Source organism: Pseudomonas sp. BT-42-2 (genome assembly GCF_025847435.2).
GTDB classification, from domain to species: domain Bacteria; phylum Pseudomonadota; class Gammaproteobacteria; order Pseudomonadales; family Pseudomonadaceae; genus Aquipseudomonas; species Aquipseudomonas urmiensis.
The window spans coordinates 73,273-93,767 of the sequence record NZ_JAOYTM010000008.1 but is presented as its reverse complement, the minus strand read 5'-3'; the positions used below and the strand labels follow the sequence as shown (position 1 = coordinate 93,767).

19 protein-coding genes and 1 tRNA gene are annotated in these 20,495 nt (G+C 63.5%); 9 read left to right on the top strand and 11 right to left on the bottom strand.

Features of this window, described 5'->3' with window-relative positions; all coding sequences use genetic code 11:
* Positions 1 to 209: 209 nt before the first annotated feature.
* Positions 210 to 842, bottom strand: coding sequence for a DNA-3-methyladenine glycosylase (locus OIU19_RS08900; protein ID WP_264234713.1), 633 nt, complete (start codon positions 840 to 842; stop codon positions 210 to 212).
* A 361-nt stretch (positions 843 to 1,203) separates the two neighbouring features.
* Between OIU19_RS08900 and OIU19_RS08895 the strand changes: the two genes are divergently transcribed.
* The 3 genes from OIU19_RS08895 (at position 1,204) to OIU19_RS08885 (ending at position 5,243) form a co-directional block, all read left to right on the top strand.
* A complete protein-coding gene (locus tag OIU19_RS08895) occupies positions 1,204 to 1,719 on the top strand; it encodes a sigma-70 family RNA polymerase sigma factor (protein ID WP_264234712.1) in 516 nt (171 codons plus the stop codon).
* A complete protein-coding gene (locus OIU19_RS08890) occupies positions 1,706 to 2,662 on the top strand; it encodes a FecR domain-containing protein (protein WP_264234711.1) in 957 nt (318 codons plus the stop codon). Before OIU19_RS08895 ends, OIU19_RS08890 begins: the two co-directional genes overlap by 14 nt.
* Positions 2,663 to 2,756: 94 nt before the next feature.
* Complete coding sequence (locus OIU19_RS08885) at positions 2,757 to 5,243, top strand: TonB-dependent receptor (RefSeq protein ID WP_264234710.1); 2,487 nt, start codon at positions 2,757 to 2,759, stop codon at positions 5,241 to 5,243.
* A gap of 38 nt (positions 5,244 to 5,281) precedes the next feature.
* On the opposite strand, the gene OIU19_RS08880 is transcribed toward OIU19_RS08885, so the two are convergent.
* From OIU19_RS08880 to OIU19_RS08870, 3 genes are all read right to left on the bottom strand, one after another.
* Complete coding sequence (locus tag OIU19_RS08880) at positions 5,282 to 6,442, bottom strand: MFS transporter (RefSeq protein WP_264234709.1); 1,161 nt, start codon at positions 6,440 to 6,442, stop codon at positions 5,282 to 5,284.
* 124 nt (positions 6,443 to 6,566) lie between these two features.
* Positions 6,567 to 6,710, bottom strand: coding sequence for a hypothetical protein (locus OIU19_RS08875; protein ID WP_264234708.1), 144 nt, complete (start codon positions 6,708 to 6,710; stop codon positions 6,567 to 6,569).
* Positions 6,711 to 6,805: 95 nt separating this feature from the next.
* On the bottom strand, positions 6,806 to 8,020 hold the full coding sequence (locus OIU19_RS08870) for an MFS transporter (protein ID WP_264234707.1): 1,215 nt from the start codon (positions 8,018 to 8,020) through the stop codon (positions 6,806 to 6,808).
* A gap of 190 nt (positions 8,021 to 8,210) precedes the next feature.
* Between OIU19_RS08870 and OIU19_RS08865 the strand changes: the two genes are divergently transcribed.
* Both OIU19_RS08865 and OIU19_RS08860 read left to right on the top strand, forming a co-directional pair.
* Positions 8,211 to 9,134, top strand: a complete 924-nt coding sequence (locus OIU19_RS08865) for a FecR domain-containing protein (protein WP_264234895.1) — start codon at positions 8,211 to 8,213, stop codon at positions 9,132 to 9,134.
* A gap of 96 nt (positions 9,135 to 9,230) precedes the next feature.
* A tRNA-Met gene (locus OIU19_RS08860) sits at positions 9,231 to 9,307 on the top strand.
* Between the two features lie 57 nt (positions 9,308 to 9,364).
* Here the strand turns inward: OIU19_RS08860 and OIU19_RS08855 are convergent.
* On the bottom strand, positions 9,365 to 9,982 hold the full coding sequence (locus OIU19_RS08855; RefSeq protein WP_264234706.1) for a LysE family translocator: 618 nt from the start codon (positions 9,980 to 9,982) through the stop codon (positions 9,365 to 9,367).
* 205 nt (positions 9,983 to 10,187) lie between these two features.
* Here OIU19_RS08855 and OIU19_RS08850 point away from each other — a divergent pair, with 205 nt between their 5' ends.
* Positions 10,188 to 11,105, top strand: a complete 918-nt coding sequence (locus OIU19_RS08850) for a LysR substrate-binding domain-containing protein (protein WP_264234705.1) — start codon at positions 10,188 to 10,190, stop codon at positions 11,103 to 11,105.
* On the opposite strand, the gene OIU19_RS08845 is transcribed toward OIU19_RS08850, so the two are convergent.
* The 4 genes from OIU19_RS08845 to OIU19_RS08830 form a co-directional block, all read right to left on the bottom strand.
* Positions 11,045 to 11,629, bottom strand: a complete 585-nt coding sequence (locus tag OIU19_RS08845; RefSeq protein WP_264234704.1) for a D-Ala-D-Ala carboxypeptidase family metallohydrolase — start codon at positions 11,627 to 11,629, stop codon at positions 11,045 to 11,047. The genes OIU19_RS08850 and OIU19_RS08845 overlap by 61 nt on opposite strands.
* Positions 11,630 to 11,794: 165 nt before the next feature.
* Positions 11,795 to 12,433: a carbonate dehydratase gene (can, locus tag OIU19_RS08840; RefSeq protein ID WP_264234703.1), complete on the bottom strand. Its 639-nt coding sequence runs from the start codon at positions 12,431 to 12,433 to the stop codon at positions 11,795 to 11,797.
* Positions 12,434 to 12,484: 51 nt separating this feature from the next.
* Positions 12,485 to 12,940: a ribosomal protein S18-alanine N-acetyltransferase gene (gene rimI, locus OIU19_RS08835; protein ID WP_264234702.1), complete on the bottom strand. Its 456-nt coding sequence runs from the start codon at positions 12,938 to 12,940 to the stop codon at positions 12,485 to 12,487.
* A complete protein-coding gene (locus OIU19_RS08830) occupies positions 12,937 to 13,725 on the bottom strand; it encodes an energy transducer TonB (protein WP_264234701.1) in 789 nt (262 codons plus the stop codon). Before OIU19_RS08830 ends, rimI begins: the two co-directional genes overlap by 4 nt.
* Positions 13,726 to 14,007: 282 nt before the next feature.
* Here OIU19_RS08830 and mksB point away from each other — a divergent pair, with 282 nt between their 5' ends.
* From mksB to mksF, 3 genes are read left to right on the top strand one after another with little or no spacing between them, the layout of a single operon-like run.
* The gene (mksB, locus tag OIU19_RS08825) at positions 14,008 to 15,276 is read left to right on the top strand and encodes an Mks condensin complex protein MksB (protein WP_264234700.1); all 1,269 of its coding nucleotides are present in this window, start codon (positions 14,008 to 14,010) and stop codon (positions 15,274 to 15,276) included.
* The gene (gene mksE / locus OIU19_RS08820; protein ID WP_186554224.1) at positions 15,266 to 15,973 is read left to right on the top strand and encodes an Mks condensin complex protein MksE; all 708 of its coding nucleotides are present in this window, start codon (positions 15,266 to 15,268) and stop codon (positions 15,971 to 15,973) included. Before mksB ends, mksE begins: the two co-directional genes overlap by 11 nt.
* Positions 15,970 to 18,801, top strand: a complete 2,832-nt coding sequence (gene mksF / locus OIU19_RS08815; RefSeq protein WP_264234699.1) for an Mks condensin complex protein MksF — start codon at positions 15,970 to 15,972, stop codon at positions 18,799 to 18,801. The genes mksE and mksF overlap by 4 nt, the downstream gene beginning before the upstream one ends.
* A 108-nt stretch (positions 18,802 to 18,909) precedes the next feature.
* Here the strand turns inward: mksF and OIU19_RS08810 are convergent, their stop codons facing one another.
* Both OIU19_RS08810 and proB read right to left on the bottom strand, forming a co-directional pair.
* Positions 18,910 to 19,371: a CreA family protein gene (locus tag OIU19_RS08810; protein WP_186554226.1), complete on the bottom strand. Its 462-nt coding sequence runs from the start codon at positions 19,369 to 19,371 to the stop codon at positions 18,910 to 18,912.
* Positions 19,372 to 19,375: 4 nt separating this feature from the next.
* The gene (proB, locus tag OIU19_RS08805; protein WP_186554227.1) at positions 19,376 to 20,494 is read right to left on the bottom strand and encodes a glutamate 5-kinase; all 1,119 of its coding nucleotides are present in this window, start codon (positions 20,492 to 20,494) and stop codon (positions 19,376 to 19,378) included.
* Between the last annotated feature and the right edge of the window lies 1 nt (position 20,495).

The following is a 20,495-nucleotide window of genomic DNA, read 5'->3' as shown; positions in this document are numbered from 1 at the left end:
GTAAACTTCACGATTATGGGGCCGCTGCGCGGCCCTTCGCAGGCAAGCTCGCTCTCATGGAACAAAACATAATTCTTTGATTTGACTGGGGCAGCGTGGAAGCGGGCTTGCCCCGCGATGCAGCGTTTGGCACCGGCTTTGCCGGTGATCGCGGGGCAAGCCCGCTCCCACGCTGGAACCCTGTTTCCCTGCGCGGCAGCGCAGCCCCATCAACCTACCGCCCGCCACAGATACCAGGCGGCCACGGTCCGGTGCGGGCTCCACACACTTGCCAGCGATCTCATCTGGGCGGGTGTCGGCGCCTTGTCCAGGCCCTTGATCCGCCGATAGCCTTCGCGCACGCCGAAATCATCCACAGGCAGTATGTCCGAGCGCTCCAGGCAGTAGATCAAGAGCATCTCCACCGTCCACCGCCCTACCCCACGCAAGGTCACCAGCCGCTCGATCAGCACCTCATCGGCAAGCCCCAGCGCTTGCTCACGACTGGGCACGATACCGTCCAGGCGGGCCTGGGCAATGCCCTGCACAGTCGCCAACTTGCTCGCCGAAAAACCACAGGCACGCAACGCCTCGGGGCGGGTCGCCAACAGTTGTTCAGGGCTGGGAAACGCCGAACCAGGAAACAGCGCCAGCATCCGCCCCAGGATCGCCTCGGCCGCACGCGCATGCAGTTGCTGGTAGGCAATCGCTCGCACCAGCGCTTCATAGGGCTCGCGCCCGGGCGTGGCCTGATGCAGGCATGGCCCGGTCGCAGCAATGTGCTGGGACCAATGCGGATCGAGCGCCGCGAGATAATCTGCAGCCTCGCGAAACGCGGCGGGTGAAAGATCGGCCAGGATCATCGACGACTACCCAGTGCAGAAAACCCTCATCTTAGCCCTAATACGGTTCACTCAAAGCCCTTGTCGCCTGCTTTTGGGCCGCTCTGCGCCCCTTCGCGGGCAAGCCCGCTCCCACAGGCATGGCGCCGCTCGGACCGCCGGCGCTATACCTGTGGGAGCGGGCTTGCCCGCGAAGGGGCGCAAAGCGGCCCAAAAATCTTAAGTGAACAGGATTATCACCTTAGCCCAGCCGTTTATCGGAGAAACGCTGAATCTTGCGCGGTAATTTCTTGGTATACCGTTGCCCTGGCTCATCGACCCCGCCTAGAATTGAGAACTATTAACAAACGCACTTACTTCCAGGGTCAGGGCCGTTGCCACGATGCCGATGAACGACACGCTCAAGCCGGCCGAAATCGATCTGCTCTATCAGTCCCATCATGCCTGGCTGCGCGGCTGGCTCAAGGCCCGGGTCGGTTGCCGGGAGAACGCCGCCGACCTGGCCCAGGACACCTTCGTGCGCCTGCTGCGGGCGCGCCAGGTTTCGCCATTGAAAGAGCCACGCGCCTACCTGAGCAGCATCGCCCGTGGCCTGATGATCGATCAGTTCCGCCGTCGGGCGCTGGAGCGGGCTTATCAAGAGAGCCTGGCCAACTTGCCAGAAGGCGAGGCGCCCAGCGAAGAGTATCGAATGGTGATTCTCGACACGCTCGAGCGCCTCGACCGTGCCCTGCACCAGTTGAAACCGCGAGTGCGCCAGGCTTTTCTGCTGGCCCAGCTCGATGGCCTGAGCATCGCCCAGATCGCCCTGCGCCTAAATGTCTCGCGCGCGACCATCGAACGTGATTTGGCCAAGGCCCTGGGCACCTGCTATCGGTTGCGCTATGCCGACGCCTGAGCGCATTCCCGCACAAGCGCAGGTCGATCAAGCCATCGACTGGCTGGTGAAGCTACGCTTCGACGAACCGAGTGCGCGCACCGAGCGGCAGTTCCAGCAGTGGCTGGCCAGCCACCCGCACAACGCCTTGGCCTGGCAGCGGGTGAGAACGCTGAGCGACGAACTCGCCGGCCTGCCCAGCGACCTCAGCCGGCGCACCCTCGAAGGCAGCCGGCGCCAGCAGATCAGTCGGCGCGACCATCTCAAGTTGCTCGCCGTCCTGGCGGTGGGTGGCAGCCTCGCTTGGGCGGCGCGCGAGCCGCTGGGCCTGCCCGCCCTGCTGGCCGACAGCAGCACCGCAACAGGCGAGCGCCGTGACGTGCAAGGCAGCGACGGCAGCCGCATCCAGCTCAACACCGCCAGCGCCATCGACTTGCGCTACAGCGCCGATCAACGCCTGCTGACGCTGATTCGCGGCGAGCTGACGCTGGACAGCAATGCCAACGACAAGCGCCCCTTCATCATCGCCACCCAACTCGGTGCGTTGAGCACCCACGACGGCCAACTGTTACTGCGCGAAAACGCTCAAGGCCTGTTGCTGGCAGTGCGCCGCGGCGAGGTCACCCTGATGCCCAACTCGGCGCCGTTACGCCAGGTGCACCCAGGCGAAGTGCTGCAGCTGGCCGCGTCCGGCGCAATCGAGCCGGCGCTGGTGCATGGCGATCCCTGGGGCTGGACCGAGGGTGTACTCAGCGTGCAGCAGATGCCGCTCAGCGAATTCACCGCTGAACTATCGCGTTATCGCCCGGGGCTGTTGCGCTGCGCACCTGAAGTAGCCGACCTGAAAGTGTCCGGCACCTATCAACTGGCCGACACCGAGCAAATCCTCCAGCTGCTGGCGCGCAGCCTGCCGCTGCGGATCGACTACCGCACGCGCTATTGGGTCAGCATCGGGGCTGCATGAAAAACGTGAAAATAAATGAGGTGGAATCTCATTCTCGCTCGGCCTGAAGGAACAAAGCCCGAAAAGTGGTCTTCACAACCTTCAGGAGCGCTTCATGATTCACCCTTGTTCTCCCCGCAACGTCAGGCTACGCCACGCCGTACGCGCCGCCGTGTTCGGCTTGAGCCTGGCGAGCAGCTGCGCGCTGCCGCTGGTGGCCCACGCAGCGGCCAGCCAGAGCCAGCAGTTGGACTGGAACATTGCCGCTGGCCCATTGGCCCCTGCGCTGGACCAGATGGCCCGGCAAGGTGGCCTGAACCTGTCGTTCGATGCGAACAGCCTGCAAGGCAAGACCACCCGCGGTGTGCAAGGCCACTATGACAGCGCCCAGGCCCTGTCGATTGTGTTGCAAGGCAGTGACGTGCAGGTGCAACAGGAGAGTGACAAGAGCTTTTTGTTGATCCCCGCCTTGCAGGTCGGCGATGCCATGGAGCTGGGCGCCACTACTATCTCCAGCAACCAGCTGGGTGAGACCACCGAGCACTCCGGCTCCTACACCACCGGTGCAGTCACCATCGGCAAGTCGCCGCAGAGCATTCGGCGCACACCACAATCGGTGACCGTGGTGACCCGCCAACGCATCGACGACCAGAACATCACCAACCTCACCAATCTGCTCGAGCAGACCCCGGGCGTGGTGGTCAACATGACCGACAGCGAGCGCGTGCAGTACTACTCGCGTGGGTACTCGATCGACGCCATTCAGTATGACGGCGCCACCGTGGTGCAAGGCAGTGGGGGTGGTTCGTTCATTCAGAGCGATTCGGCGATCATCGATCGCGCCGAGATCCTGCGAGGAGCGACCGGCATGCTGCGCGGCGCGGGTAACCCATCCGGTACGGTCAACCTGGTGCGCAAACGGCCGACCGCCGAGTTCCAGGGCGAAGGCAGCGTGACCCTCGGCTCGTGGGATGCCCAGCGCTACGTCGCCGACCTCTCCGGCCCGCTGACCGAAACCGGCAACGTGCGCGGCCGAGTCATTGCCGTGCATGACGACAAGGATCACTTCCAGGACTCGCGCATGGAGCGCAAGGAAGTGTTCTACGGCGTGCTCGCCTTCGACCTGAACGACAGCACTACCCTGACCACCGGCCTTGAGTGGACCAAGCTGGACGCCACTGGCGCCTGGGGCAACCTGCCCGCCGACTACGACGGCTCGCCGCTGCCGCTGGGCCGCAGCACCTACCTGGGCGCGGACTGGAACCGTTGGGATCGCAGCAACCTACAGACATTCGCTGAGCTTGAGCACCGCTTCGACAACGACTGGAAGCTCAAGCTGATGGCCCAGCGCACGCATTTCGAGCTCGATGATCATGGCTTCAAGCAGACCTACTTCAGCCGTGCCACGGGCAGCGCCAACCCGACCAACAACCCCTACCTGATGAGTTATCAGGTCACCGAGGGCGATGGCGGCGAGAGTATCCAGAACAACCTCAGCGCCACCCTCAACGGCCCGTTCGAGCTGCTGGGGCGCACCCATGAGCTGATGCTTGGGGTCGAGCGTATCCGCAACGACTCCTATGCCTCGGCCACCAAGTTCACTGCCTCCGGCCAATTCGACATCCGCGACTGGGACCCAAAGACCAGCCTGCCTGAACCGGACATCGACATCACCGCCCACCCGGTGCGCACCCGTACCACTCAAGAAGGGGCCTATGCCACCTGGCGTATCTCGCTGGCCGAGCCGCTCACCGCGATCATCGGTGCGCGCAGCAACTGGTACGACTACGAGCAGGAGAACAACACCAGCGGTAATGGCAAGTTCAGCGTCGACAACAAGATCGTGCCGTACGCCGCGCTGATCTACGACCTCAACGAGAACTTCAGCACCTACGCCAGCTACACCGAGATATTCAACCCGCAAACCACCACCGACATCAGCGGCTCGGTGCTCAAGCCAGTCGAGGGCGAAGCCTATGAAACCGGTATCAAAGGTGAGTTCTACGATGGCCGGCTGAATGCATCGTTAGCGTTCTTTCGCATTTACCAGGTTGGCAATGGCATCGACGACGTAGCCAGCGGCATGCCCTGTGGCGGCAACACCGGCTATTGTAAGATCGCTGCTGGCAAGAACCGCAGCCAGGGCTTCGAGCTGGAGATTTCCGGGGAAGTGCTGCCCGGCTGGAACGTGAGCGGTGGCTATACCTACAACACCACCGAATACCTCAATGACCCTAACAACCAGGGCAATGCGGTGCGCACTACCGACCCCAAGCGCATGCTCAAACTGTTCACCAGCTATCGCCTGCCGGGTGAGCTCGATGCCTGGACCATCGGCGGCGGCGTGCAGGCGCAGAGTGACATCTACTCCAAGGCGACTGCCAGCTCGCGCGGGGTTAACGCCGATGCCGTGGCGAGTCAGTCGGGCTATGCAGTCTACAACGCGATGGTCAACTACCGCTTCAACCAGCATTACTCGCTGCAGCTCAATGCCAACAACCTGTTCGACAAAAAGTACTACCGCCAGGTAGCGGCTACCCCAACCGGCTATTACTGGGGTGATCCGCGCAATGTGTCGGTAACGCTGCGCGGGACTTTCTGAGCCAAACGAGGGCTCTGCCCTCGTTCACGGCAAAAACATCACTCAGCCACCACCTTGAGCCTTGCGGCCCGGCGATACGACTGCCGGGCAAAGCAGACGAACAACCCTGCCATCAACGTCAAGGCCATCGGCAAGCCGTGCGGGGCAACGCCCATCGCCGCGCCACTGACCAATGGCCCGACCAGGCTGCCGACACCCCACAGCAAGCCGACGCTGGCATTGGCCGTAACCAGGTCACGGCCCTTGAAGCGCTGGCCGATCAACACCAGCGCCAAGGTATAGATGCCACCGGCAACCGCGCCCAGCAGCACCAGCATCGGCCACAGCAGCCAAGTCAGGTTGAGCAGCCACGGCAGAGCGATACCGATCGCCATCGCTATCAAACCGCACAGCAAATGCAGCCCGGTCCGCTCGACCCGGTCAGCCAGCCAGCCCAACGGCAACTGGAACAGCATGTCGCCAGCGAACACCACGGTCACCATCAGTGCCGCCACCGCCACGGCAAAGCCATGGCTGCTGGCGTATACCGGCAGCAACGACAGCACCACGGCGTCGAAGAACGAGAAAAACAGCACGGCCACGCACAGCGCCGGGGCCACACGGAAGAACCCGGCCAGGGTGAAGCTCTTCTCGCCGTCATCTTCGTGCTGTACATGGTCGTTCGGCACGGTAACCAGGATGGACAGCAAGGCCAGGCCATAGCAGGCCGTCACCACGCCGGTGACCCAAGGGCTGTTGGCGCCGACCACCGCCAGCATCGCCGGCCCCAGCACCTGGAACCCGGTGAAGCTAGTCGCATACAAGGCCATGATCTTGCCGCGATTGTGCTCAGGGCACAGCTCGTTGACCCACGACTCGCCAAGGATGATCGCAATGCCCATGCCCAGGCCCAACCCCAGGCGCAGTAGGGCCAGCAGCCAGATCGAGGAGAACGCCCATTCCAGCAAGCCAATGCTCAAGGTGCACAGGCTAAAGCACAGCAGGTAGATGGTGCGCCGGGTCAGGTGCCGGCAGCAGGCATCGACCATGAACGCCGAAAGCATCATGCCCGCTGCTGGAATGGCCGACAGAATACCGATCTCAAGGGTGCTCGCGCCCGCCTCATGCAGACGCAACGACACCAGCGGCAGGCTCGCCCCCAGGCTGAAACCCACGACCGAAACGGCGAACAACAGGCCCGCCAGCAAACGCATGTTCATTACCACTCCTTGCAAGCCGACGCACCCAGGCCTAGCTGGCCCGGTCGGCTGGAAATCACTGAAAAATGTTCGCACGCAAACGCCCGCAATCACGCCGGGGAGGCGTTGGACGCAGGCACGCGGATCAGCTCAGGGCAAGGTGTGGCGAGAAGGTGAAGGCAAACAGCACGCTGCGTCGCCGCTTGAGCACCGTGTCGCTCGGCCAGGCACGCCGACAGGCCTGGGCAGCAGGCTGGCGGGCTTGGAGGAGACGCTGAGTACGGCGCATTGCATCGACTACGCAGGTAAAGAGGAGGCGGCACTCTAGGCCAAGGCCGATCGATTCGTCAATTGTTGGGACCGCGCGAAGCGGCCCCAACAATCTCAGCGCTTACCCGTAGACGGCAAGAACACCGCCAACAAGCCAAACAGCGGCAGATACGAGCACAACCCATACACATACTCGATCCCGCGCAAGTCGGCCACATAGCCGAGCAGCGCCGCGCCAATCCCGCCAAAGCCAAACATCAGGCCGAAGAAGATCCCGGCAATCATGCCGACATTGCCCGGCACCAGTTCCTGGGCATACACCACGATGGCCGAAAACGCCGAGGCGAGGATAAAGCCGATCACCAGGCTCAGCACCGTCGTCCAGAACAGGTCGGCATACGGCAGGGCCAGGGTGAACGGCGCCACCCCAAGAATCGAGAACCAGATCACCGCCTTGCGCCCGATGCGATCACCAATCGGCCCACCGAAGAAGGTCCCCGCCGCCACCGCGCCAAGGAACAGGAACAGATGCAGCTGGGAGCTGGCCACCGACAGCTCGAACTTCTCGATCAGATAGAAGGTGAAGTAGCTGGTGAAACTGGCCATATAGAAGTACTTGGAGAACACCAGCAGGCCGAGCACGATCAGCGCAGCGATCACCCGCTGGCGCGACAGGCCATGGGTCGCCTGCACCGCCTTGCGCGCTTTGGCCTGGTTGAGGTGGGCCTTGTACCAGCGGCGCAGCATCAGCGTCACGGCAAAGAAGAACAGCCCTGCCAGGCCAAACCAGGCGACATGGCTCTGGCCGAACGGAATGACGATCGCCGCCGCCAGCAGCGGGCCGAACGCGGAACCGGCGTTGCCACCGACCTGAAAGGTCGACTGGGCCAGGCCAAAGCGCCCGCCCGAGGCCAGGCGGGCGATACGCGAGGTTTCGGGGTGGAAGGTGGAGGAGCCGATGCCGACCAGCGCCGAGGCCAGCAGAATCATCGGGAAGCTGCCGACAAACGCAAGCATCACAATCCCCACCAGCGTGCACAGGGTGCCCAGCGGCAGCAAGTTAGGGGTCGGACGCTTGTCGGTGAAAAAACCTACCCACGGCTGCAACAGCGAGGCGGTGATCTGGAACGTCAGGGTGATCAGGCCGATCTGGGCGAAGCTCAGGTCGTAGTTGGCCTTGAGCATCGGATAAATAGCCGGCAGCACCGACTGGATCAGGTCGTTGATCAGATGCGCCAGCGCGCAAAAGCCGATGATGCGCATCACCAAGGGGTTGGTGCCTTGGGCAGCCGACACAGGGGTGGTGGTCTGGGTACTACTGATGGCCATGGGCTAGATATCCGTCCGCAGGTTTGGGATCCGATTATCGGGAAACAAATAGATACATAGCTAGCTTTTTTGCCACCGGTCCGCCGCGCACTTGTAAATGGTTCTCAATATATTTAGCATCCATGGCACATTGCCCTGCCACCATTGCGCGACTACGCCCTTTCTCGCGAGCAACCCGACCATGAGCCCGATGCCCGCCCTGCAGCTTCAGCCCGATCCCGAACGCGAGGCGCTGGAGTGGTTCTCCCGCCTGCGCCAGCCCGGTAGCGACGAGCAGCTACGCCGCGCCTTCGCCGCCTGGTGCCAGGAGCCTGACAATGCCCGTGCCTATGCCGAACTCGAGGCGTACTGGCAGCAGCTCAAGCCGCCCACAGCTCGGCCGCGGCCACGCCTGCTCAAGGCCCGCCGCAGCCATCTGGGCAAGGTTTTGGCAGCAGTGTTCCTGTTGCTGCTGGCAGCCCTGGCCTACCTCTACTGGCCGCTGATGCAGCGCCTGGCCAGCGAGCTGCATACCGCCAGCGGCGAGCGGCGCAGCGTGCGCCTGGCCGACGGATCGACCCTGCACCTGGACAGCGCCAGCGCGATGAACGTCGATCTGCGGGGCCGCACCCGCCAATTGCATCTGGTGCGAGGGCAAGTCTATCTGGAGGTGATGCTCGATGGCCGGGCAATGGAAGTTCAGGTCGACGATGCGCGGATCCAGGTGTTTGGCACTCGCCTGATGATCGCCCGCACGCCCGCGCACGACGAACTGGTGGTGCTCAATGGCAAGGCGATGGTTATTCAGGGGGGCGACCAGCGTATGGTGTCGGCCGGCGAGCGGGTGACCTTCTCCGACAGCCGCATCGATCCGGTACAGAAGATCGACGCCAAGCACGCCGATGCCTGGCGCAACGGTCACTTGCTCGCTAAGGACGTGCCATTGGCGCAGGTCCTGCAGCGTTTGGCCGGCTACCAGGGCAAGCGCGTCTGGCTGATGGATGAGCAAACCGCCTATCGCCGCGTCAGTGGCGACTTCAACCTGGATCGCCCGGCAGAAAGCCTGGAGCAGCTCGCCCGCGAACAGCAATTGCAGCTGCACAGCCTGCTTGGGCAGTGGCTGATCGTCCGCTGAATCGGCCCTAGCCGGCTAAGCTTTTGAAAGCGTGTAAATTTTTTTTGAAATGAGTGTTGACAGAGGGGCCTTTGAAGAGAATAATGCGCGCCAGTTGGCTACATAGCTCAGTTGGTTAGAGCATAGCATTCATAATGCTGGGGTCCGGGGTTCAAGTCCCTGTGTAGCCACCAAATTCGAAAAGGGCTTACCGCAAGGTAAGCCCTTTTTCTTTGTCCGGGCAAAAGCCATCAGCGCACGCCTGACACCATCACCGCCAAGCCCAGGCCAATCAGTGCCACACCAATCAGCCGATCGACCACCACCTGCCGCTCGATCATGGCCTTGCGCAAGGCTGCACTGGAAAAGAACACCGCCACCAGGCTGAACCACAGCCAATGGGCCACGGACATGAATGCGCCATAGGCGAAGTCCACTGCCAATGGGCTACCTGGCTGGACCACCTGGGTATAGGCACTGACCACGAACAGCATGGTCTTGGGATTTAGCGCGTTTGTCAGAAAGCCGCTGCGCAGTGCCATCCACAGGCTTGCACTGTCATCCTGCCCGAGCCCATCAAGGCGAATCCGCGTGGTGTTGGTCAGCGACTTGTAGCCCAAGTAGACCAAGTAACCCGCCCCCAGCACTTTCATGGCCAAAAACAGCGCCGGGCTTTGGCTGATGATTACGGCAATCCCCAGCACGGTGTACAGCACATGCACCTGCACGCCCAGTGCAATGCCCAACGCGGCTGCCAGTCCAGCTTTGCGGCCCTGTGCATAACTGCTGCGGGTGACCATGGCAAAGTCCGCGCCCGGGCTGATGACAGCAAGGATGGTAAACAGGGCTACGGCGATCAATTCATTCACAGGGTATCTCCTCGATAGGCGATGAAAATGCACAGAGCGCTGATTATCGAAGGCTTATCCACAGGTAAAAATCGATTTATAGTGCGACTAATCTGCTAGTTTTATTCACATATTCTCTTTGTCTGTACCGGCATCATCGCGGGGACGTGGCCCCCGTGGGAGCGGGCTTGCCCCGCGATGAGGCCCGCACAGCCGACATAAAAAAATGAAAACACCCCCACTCAACGCCTTTCGCTACTTCGACATCGCCGCACAAACCGGGAGTTTCGTGCGCGCCGCCGAGCGCCTGCACGTCACCCACGGTGCGGTCAGCCGCCAGGTGCGCCTACTTGAAGAGAGCCTCGGAGTCGAGCTGTTCGAGCGGCGCAACCGGGCGATTTTCCTCACCCCCGCCGGGCGCGATTTGCACGCCGCGACCCAATCGATCTTCGAGCAACTGCAAAGCGCGGTGCAGCGCGTGCAGCAACAAGAGCAAGACAAGGTGCTGGTACTGTCCTGCGAGCCGACCATCGCCATGCGCTGGCTGATCCCCCGCCTGCCTGGCTTTCACGCTGCCCATCCAGATATCCAGCTGCATCTGGTCGCAGCCGGCGGCCCGGTGGATTTTGCCCGCGGCGGCATCGACCTGGCGCTGCGCCGGGATGATTTTCACTGGGACCGCCAGCTGCATAGCCTGAAGATCTGTGACGAATGGGTCGGCCCAGTCTGCCGCCCAGGCCAGGATCAGCGCCTGGATGGCCAACGCCTGCTGCACAGCCGCACCCGGGCAGACGCCTGGAGCAGTTGGCTGCGCTTGAGCAAGCAGCACGCCCGACATTCCGAGCGCAGTGACTATGAGCATTTCTATCTGTCGATCCAGGCCGCCAGCGCCGGCCTAGGGCTGGCGATCGCCTCGGCCCTGATGGTGCGTGACGAGTTGGACAGCGGCCAGCTACAAGCCCCTTTCGGCTTCCTGCGGGACGGCTCGGCCTATCACCTGCTCAGCCCGCAACCGCTGCAAGACGGCAGCCAACGGCAACGCTTCGCGCAATGGGTGATCAACCAATGCCAGGCTTGCCTGACTCACTTAGGCTTGGCGCAGAACGACGAACCAGCGCTGCCATCCCCCCCCCAGGTTCGATAGCCCGCCGTGTCGATATGAATGCGCCCGGACGGATAGCGACCCAAGCCCATGTTCCAGGCCTGGCCGTGTTGCTGCCAGAAGCTGCACAGTGGATTGGGATCGGCCCAGGCGGGCAACAACAGGTCGACAGCGAACGCCCGGGTATGCGCGCTACCCACCGCGCCCCCGGCGCAGGCGTTGAGGCGCGGGTCGCGATAGGCCGAGACCACCTCGAATTGACGCAGCGCGCCCCGGTCGTCGAGGGTCTTGATCAAGGCCAGGGTCGAGCGTACCGCCGGCCACTGGCTGGCGGGTGGTACGGCGAAGGGTGAAGCCCTGCACAGGCGCCAATCGGAGGCTGAACGCAGCAATTGATGGATCGGCACGATGCCGTAGAGGCGAGCATCGACCAGCATCTGGCGAAACGGCCGGGTCTGATGATCTCCCGCCCATTGGGCGAACATCCACACGTCGCGCTCGTCGGCCTGGGTGACCGCAGCGCTCAGCAGACTCGCTGCCAGTATCAGTTTCCTTGCTCGCTCCATCCCTGCCCCCCCTATCCGTCGGCTGCCTGAGATGCAGTTAAGCACGGCGAGCCGCTGCGCGACTCGTTCGCGGGCAAGCCCGCTCCTACAGGGATGGGTGTCGTCCTTGTGGGAGCGAGCTTGCCCGCGAACAGGCCAAGGCCGCTCAGGCAATACTCAGGGGCTTTACTCCAAAGGCCGCAAGCGGTACTGCGGCGGCAACTGGGCAAAGCCGCTGATGGTGGTGTCCAGGCTCTTCCAGCGGCCATCTTTGATGCCATAGATGCAACCATGGATCGACAGCTCCTGCCCCCGGTGCCAGGCATTCTGGACGATGCTGGTGTGCGCCACATTGGCCACCTGCTGGATCACGTTCAGCTCGCACAGACGATCGACCTGCGCATCGATGCTGTCCAGCTTGGCCAGCTCGCCACGCTTCTCGTAGTACAGATCGCGGATCGAGCGCAGCCAGCCATCGATCAGGCCCAACTGACGATCCTGCATGGCCGCACGCACCCCACCGCAGCCATAGTGGCCGGTCACCAGGATGTGTTTGACCTTGAGCACTTCGACCGCGTACTGAATCACCGACAAGCAGTTGAGGTCGGTGTGCAACACCACGTTGGCGACGTTGCGGTGCACGAACAGATCACCCGGCAGCATGCCGACGATCTCGTTGGCCGGCACCCGCGCATCGGAGCAGCCGATCCAGAGATATTCCGGCGTCTGCTGGCGAGCCAGCTTGGCGAAGAAATCGGGATCGCGCTGGGTAATGGCATCCGCCCAGCGCTCGTTGTTGTCGATCAATTCCTGCAGGTCGTGCATGGTCTTGCCTCATCAGGTTATGCCTGTGTGACTCGACCTACCCCTGCGGGGTCACTCTTCGAACAGAGTGCAGGCCATCACCAGGGCGTCTTCGCGTCCGCCAGCCATCGGGTAGTAGTCCCGACGCCGACCGACTTCGTTGAATCCGTAGCGTTCGTACAGACGGTAGGCCGACTGGTTGCTGGCGCGCACTTCCAGGAAGCACTCGCGGCCGTTGAGCTGATAGGCCCGTGCCATCAGGTGCTCGAGCAGGCGCAGGCCCAAGCCGCGGCCCTGGTTTTCCGGCTTGACGGTGATATTGAGCAGATGCGCCTCGTCGATGATCACGTTGATCACCCCATGGCCGACTTGCTGCTGACCGTCGAACATCAGCCACACTTCATATGACTTGAGCGCATCCTGGAAGATTCCACGGGTCCAGGGATGACTGAACGCGGCATATTCGATCTTAAGCACGGCATCCAGATCCGCCTCGGTCATCGGGCGGAAGCTGATCGAATCACTCATTCAACGCTCTTCCAGCGCGCCATCAGCTGGCGCATCGCTTGCCAGACGTCCGCTTTGCGGTGCGGCTCGTCCATCAACAGTTCAAGGCCAGGCAAGGCCCAGGCATCGCCCAGACCGTCGACCTTCAGTTCTTGGTAATAGGCTTCAGTCTGAACTTCAGCGGCAAAGCGCAGCGCTGGCAGGCCGACCAGCCACAGGCAGGTGCAGGGGGTTTCTTCCAGCCGCGCCTGGATAAAACCCTGGACGAAATCACGGGCGGCTTCCGGGCCTTGGTCCATATTGCCGCGCACCAGCAGCGGCCAGCGCACCGGCTCGCCGATGATTTGCGGCGCATCGGGCAGACCGGCGGCGCGCAGCATATCTTTGAGCAGCAGGTAGGACGGGTCGCGGCTCTGGAACGGCTGACCGGTGGCAAGCTCGACCAACAGCAGGCAACTGCCGGCGCGCAGCAGCTGCAAAGCAAAACGTGGCGGCGGCACCGGTGCCGGGCGTACCACAGGCGCGGTTTCTTCGGCCTCGACCGCCTTGGGCGCAGGCTTGGCGGTGCTGGCTGGGCGAGGTATCTCGATTTTCGGTCGTTCGCCGGAGCGCGCTTGTGGCGCAGCTGGCGGCGGCGTAGCGCTGGGCGCGGCAGGGCGGACGTCGAACTCGATGTCCTCGACCGGCGCCTGCGGCAACAGCAGCTCCGGGCGCGACGGCGCGGCGAACGGCAGTTCGGCGCGCGGCAGCCAATGGACCACTTGCATGGCGCAAAGGTAGGCGCGGCGGCGGGACTCGATCAGCACAGCACGGTCATCCAGGGAGAAGTCAGTCGGCCATTCTACCGCCCTTGGCCGGCTTGCGCCGCTACTGGCTGGCGGAAATTTATTGCCTGTACTGACGCCATCGCGGGGCAAGCCCGCTCCCACGTAGCGCCCAGATACGTAGGCGCAGCGTGGGAGCGGGCTTGCCCCGCGATGAAGGCGCTGCAGGCCCTGCAAATCCTCATTACAGACCAAGGGGTGAAATCCTCCCCCCCGGATGCAGTACAATCGCCGCTTTTAACTTGGCAACGAGTCGACCCGCCAATGATCGAACCCAAGCGCGTCCTGCGCGCCCTAGCCGAACACTGGGCATTGATCGAGCCGCTGTGCGAGCGTTTCGACCAGGGCACCCTGAGCCTGATCGAGCTGCGCCAGCAACTGGGCCGCCAGCAGGTGGAAAGCACCCCGCAGGACATCACCCAGCTACTGGATGTGTGGATCCGCCTGGACATCCTGGTGCCGGTGGCGAAAAGCCCGAACCGTTTCGAGCTCAACGCCCAGATCCACGACTTCCTCGCCTACCTGCGTCGCGAACACCGCCTGGGCCTGTGCCTGGAGATCGAAGCCTACCTGCGCCACCTGGAGCGCCTGGCCGGACATATCCAGGACGCCTTCGACAACCGCGACAGCGACGATTTGGCGCGCCAGCTGCGCCTGCTCGACATGCGTGTGCGCGACGTCCTCAAGAAGCTCGACAACGACGAGCAGGCGTTGGTCGCCGTGGCCGAACGGGCCAAGACCAGCAACCGCCAGATCCCCCTGCGTCAGCGCTATGCCGAGGTTCTGGCGACCTGGGACGAGTACGTCGAGCCGATGATCCAGCTGGTCAACGCCGACGGCGCCTTCGAGCAAGGCGTGCGCAAGGTCGAGACCGTGCTGCTGCGCCTGCTCGGCGAACAGGCGCGACTCGGTCACCTGGTCGACGACGACATGTTGCTGCGTACCCACGCGCGCATCCTTGAGATGCAGACCAGCGCCCAGCTGACCCTGCGTCACGCCCGCGAGCTGCTGCTGCCGCTGCGCGAAGAAGCGCGCCGGCATAACGCCGTGACCCGTGGCGCCGCCCTGGCCCTGTCGGTGATCCGCCGCAAAGGCATCGACGCCGTGCCACAGGCGGCGATGCCGATGTTCACCCGTCCGCAGAGCACCTTCCTCGGCAGCGCCAGCCAGGTCGAGGCCTACGTCTACGCCCTGGCCCGCTTCGAGCCCAAGCCTGCGCGCTTCCCCAAGGCGCACAAGACCAACAAGGGCCCGGCACCGCGCGCGCCGCGCACGGTCAAGGAAATGCTCGAACGCTGCCAGGACGCCCTGCCCCTGCCCGACCTGATGGTCTGGCTGCTGGAGCAGGAGCCCGAAGGCGCCACCGACGAACTGCTGTACTGGTTCTCGCGCCTGTCGCGAGAAAAGCGCTTCAGCCGCGAACGCCTCGAGCGGCGTGACTACACCACCCGTGAACATCGGGTGAGTCTGCGCTCGTTCGCCCTGACCGCACCATCGCCTGAATCCAACGCGAGCCCAGCCAATGCATCTTGATCTTTCCGAACTGTCCCAGCTCGCGCCGATCTTCCGCGAGCTGTTCAAGGGCTTCCATGTCAGCCGCCGCGACCCGGAGCTGTACGCCCAGCTGTCGAACTTCCAGGACCAGTACCGCACCCTGTTCAAGGCCCTGGGCTTCGAGCTGGTGTGCGATACCCGCGGCTTCTACTATTTCGTTCCGGAGCTGGCTGCCGCGCAGGTCAACAAGACCGCCCAGCGCCTCTCGCTGTTCACCTTCATCCTGGTCGAGCACCTGGCCGACCAGGGCCGCGACCCGATTGCCGTGCTCGATGGCGGCAGCATTGGCCGCGATGAACTGCCGTCGCTGCTGGAGAAATACCGCGACCTGTTCATCCAGGCTGAAGTGCAGACCGTTGACGAGCTGGAAGAAAAGATCCTGCGGCGCATGACCCAGCTGGGCTTCGCCCATGAAGAAGGTGGTATCTACCGCTTCCTGCCGCCGATGCACCGCTTCCTCGATGTGTGCCTGTCGGTCCAGCAGGACCGCGACCTGGCCGCCACCCTGCACAGCGACCTGCCCCTGCCGACGCCGGTACTGGTCGAAGAAGAGAGCCCCGAGGAGCTGGCGCGCACCGACGACCCGCTCGACCTCAGCCCGTTCGACGGCGAGGAAAGCGAAGAAGACGCCCTGGCCCGGGCCATCCGCGAAGAGCAACAGGAGATTGACGCATGAGCCAGGAACGCTACGGCATCCGCCGCTTCGCATTGCTCAACACCGCCGGCTACAGCCTGGGCCTGTTCCCTCTGGAACACCCGCTGTCGGTTTACGGCGCCAACAACCTGGGCAAGTCCGCCTCGATCAACGCCTTGCAGTTCCCGATCCTGGCGCGCATGTCCGACATGAGCTTCGGCAAGTACAGCCTGGAGCAGTCGCGGCGCTTCTACTTTGCCAGCGACACCAGCTACATCCTCTGCGAACTGAACCTGCCGCACGGCCCGCACGTGATCGGCGTGGTCGGCCGCGGCCCAGGCGGCGGTTTCGGTCACCAGTTCTTCGCCTACCAGGGCGAGCTGGACCTGGCCCACTACCAGAAAGACGACACCTGCCTGCGCCAGAAAGAGCTGTTCACCAACCTTGAGCGCAACGGCCTGAAGGCCTACGAGCTCAAGCCGGACGAACTGCGTCGACTGCTGGTGGGCGGCCACACCTCGGTGCCGTTGGACCTGACCCTGATCCCGCTACGCTCGACCAGCGAACAGAGCCTGAAAACCTTCCGCGCCCTGTTCATCAACCTGCTGCACATGCGCGAGATCACCGCCGCCAAGCTCAAGCAGCTGTTCCTCGATGCCTTCGAGCACAGCCTGCGCTCGGGTAGCGTCGACTACATCGCCGCCTGCGAAGAAGCCTTCCGCGACGTACGCCGCATGGAAGGCGACTACAACGCCCTGGTCGCTGCCGGGCCACTGGTCGAGGCCCTGGCCGGCGGCGTGGCCCAGCGCGATATCCTGCGCGGCAAGCTGCATCGCCTGTCGCCGCTGCTCGACAACCTGCTGGGCACCTGGCAGGACTACGCCATGGCGCGCAAGGAAGAGCTGGTGATCCAGTCCGAGCACTACCGCGCCGAGCAAGATCGCCTGCAAAACGACCAGCGCGGCGGCACCCAGGAGCTGATGCGCCTGGAGCGTGAGATCACCGGCATCCAGCGCTGGCTGGGTGAACTGTCGGTGCTCAAGCATCGCTTTGCCCTGGTCACCGACGTCAAGGTCCTGGAGCAGCAGTTGCTCGCCGCCAAGGACGCCCACGATGAGCTGGCCGGCGCCCTGGCCCAGTCGCGACAGTTCTCTGCCGAAGACCTCGACGAGCGCGTGCGCGATCTGGAAAAGCGCGTCAAAGCGGTCAAGCAGCAGCTCGACCACGCCGACAACAACAGCTACGCCCGCCTGCGCGAAGAGTTCTCGCAACAGGACGTCGACCGCCTGATGCGCCTGTTCAACGGCGCCCTGTTCAGCCTGCCGCTGGGCGAGCGCGGCATCGAACTGGATGACAGCGACCTGTGGGTGAAATCCCTCGAAGCCGTGCTCGATAGTTTCAAGGGCGAGCGTTTCGAAGCACCTGGCCTGTCCATCGACCTGTCGCACATCGATCCGCCAGCGTTGCAAGCACTGGCCGACCGCGCTGCCCTGCGCGACCAGAAAGACCGCCTGGATCGCGAGCTCAAGCAGCTCAAGACCCAGCAAGCAGTAGCCGCCGACCGTTCGGCGAGCAAGGCTCAGACCGAAGCCCTGTACCAGCAGGTACTGGATGCGCAGAAAGCCCTGGAAGACTTCCGCCGCACTGAAACCCTGAGCGCCGAAGAGCCGGAGAAGCTCGAGCAACTCAGCCAGCTGGAAGCGGCCCAGGACGAGCTCAAGCGCTCCAGCGACGCCTTCACCGAGCGCGTTCAGCAGCTCTCGGCCAAGCTGCAACTGGTGGGCCGGCAAATCGCCGACCTCGAAGCCAAGCAACGCACCCTCGAAGACGCCCTGCGTCGTCGTCAGTTGCTGCCGGCCGACCTTCCGTTCGGCACGCCGTTCATGGAGCCGGTGGACGACTCGATGGACAACCTGCTGCCGCTGCTCAACGACTACCAGGACAGCTGGCAGGGCCTGCAACGGGTCGACAACCAGATCGAAGCGCTGTACGCCCAGGTACGCCTCAAGGGCGTGGCCAAGTTCGACAGCGAAGACGATATGGAGCGTCGCCTGCAGCTGCTGATCAACGCCTATTCGCACCGCACCGAAGAAGCCCTGACCCTGGCCAAGGCCCGCCGCGCTGCGGTCACCGACATCGCCCGGACCTTGCGCAACATCCGCAGCGACTACGACAGCCTCGAGCACCAGCTGGCCCTGTTCAACCGCGAGATCAACAAGCGCCAGGTGTCCAACCTGGAGAGCTTCCGCGTGGTGCTGGCGCCGAACAAGGAAGCGCTCAAGCACATCGACCAGATCATCCACAGCGCCGGCCAGTACGAAGAAGGCGAAACCCTGTCGGTGTTCGACCTGACCCAGAGCGCCGACCAGGATCACAAGAACGAAGAGGCCAAGGAGTATCTGGCGCGGCTGGTGGCGGCCAACCACAACCAGCTGGGCCTCAAGGACCTGTTCGAACTGGCGTTCGAGATCACCAAGATCAACAGCCAGCCGGTGATCCACGCCGACATCGACGGCGCCGCCTCCAACGGCACCACCATGACCATCAAGGCGCTGACCAACATGTACTTGTTGCTGCACCTGATGGACCGTGACCTGGCCGGACGTATTCGCCTGCCCTACTACCTCGACGAGGCGGCAGACATCGACGAACGCAACCAGGCGGCGCTGCTGGAAACCAGCCAGCAACTGGGCTTCGTGCCGATTCTGGCGAGCGTCAAGCCGCAGGTGTCGGCGCGGGTGGCCATCGATCTGGAAGGGGGTAGCGGGCCCAATGGTATCTACATCGACGAGTCGGACTGGAAGTACATCAGCCGCATCGATGAAGTGAAGGCCATCGTTCGCGAAGATCAGGCCGAAGAATTGGCCTGATCAGGGCGTAGAACCCTCGCGGGGCAAGCCCGCTCCCACGAAGCCCACCCAGCATGGCGGGATGGCATCGTGGGAGCAGGCTTGCCCCGCGATCATTTCAACGCAGTCTTACTGCGCCCACGGCACGATCGGAATCGCCGTCACCGCATTTTGCGGGCTGCCTTCGATCAGGCGGTCGCTGTACACCAGATAGACCAAGGTATTGCGCTTCTTGTCGAGGAAACGCACCACCTGCATGGTCTTGAACACCAGCGAGGTGCGCTCCTTGAACACTTCCTCGCCATCCTTGAGTTCGCCCTTGAAGTTGATCGGCCCAACCTGACGGCAAGCAATCGACGCTTCGGCGCGATCCTCGGCCAAGCCTAAACCACCCTTCAACCCCCCAGTCTTGGCCCGCGACAGGTAGCAGGTCACGCCCTCGACCTTGGGATCGTCGAACGCCTCGACGACAATCCGGTCATTAGGCCCAACGAACTTGAACACGGTGGACACCTGGCCAACTTCCTCGGCACTCGCGACCATCGGCAGCGCCAGCGCCGCCACGGCAATCAGCCTTTTCAACACTGTCATTTCCTCAGACCAGAACCAGGTTATCGCGGTGCACCAGCTCAGGCTCTGCGCTATACCCGAGCAGGGCTTCGATGGCATCGGACGGCTGGCCGATGATCTTCTGCGCTTCAAGGGCACTGTAGTTGGCGAGGCCGCGCGCGACCTCCTGGCCATCAGGGCCGACGCAGACCACCATCTCGCCACGCCGGAAGCTGCCCTGGACGGTTTTCACACCGACCGGCAACAGGCTCTTGTTGGCCCCGCGCAGGGCCTGTACGGCACCGGCGTCGAGCACCAGGGTGCCACGGGTCTGCAAGTGGCCAGCCAGCCACTGCTTGCGCGCCGCGAGCATGCCGCGCTCAGGTGACAGCAAGGTGCCCAGGCGCTCGCCGGCCTTGAGCCGATCGAGCACGCGCTCGATACGCCCACCAACGATGATGGTGTGGGCGCCGGAACGCGCCGCCAGGCGCGCAGCGCGCAGCTTGGTCTGCATGCCGCCACGGCCCAGTGCACCACCCGTGCTGCCAGCCACGGCATCCAGTGCCGGATCATCGGCGCGGGCCTCGAAGATCAACTGGGCATCGGGGTTGTTGCGTGGGTCGGCGTCGAACATGCCGTCGCGGTCGGTGAGAATCACCAGCAAGTCGGCTTCCACCAGGTTGGCCACCAAGGCGGCCAGGGTGTCGTTGTCGCCGAAGCGGATCTCGTCGGTGACCACGGTGTCGTTCTCGTTGATCACCGGCACCACACCCAGGTCAACCAGGGTGCGCAGGGTGCTGCGGGCATTGAGGTAACGCTTGCGGTCGGAAAGGTCGTCGTGGGTCAGAAGAATCTGCGCGGTGTGCTTGCCGTGCTCGCCGAAGCTCGACTCCCAAGCCTGCACCAGGCGCATCTGGCCCAGCGAAGCAGCGGCCTGCAGCTCGTTCATCGCGCTCGGTCGCTTGCTCCAACCGAGCTGGCTCATGCCTGCCGCCACGGCCCCAGAGGAGACCAGCACCAGTTCCACGCCTGCTTCGCGCAAGGCCACCATCTGCTCGACCCAAACACCCATGGCGCCGCGGTCCAGGCCCTTGCCATCCGCGGTCAGCAGGGCGCTGCCGATCTTCACGACCCAGCGCTTCGCGCCCGTCACCTTGCTTCGCATC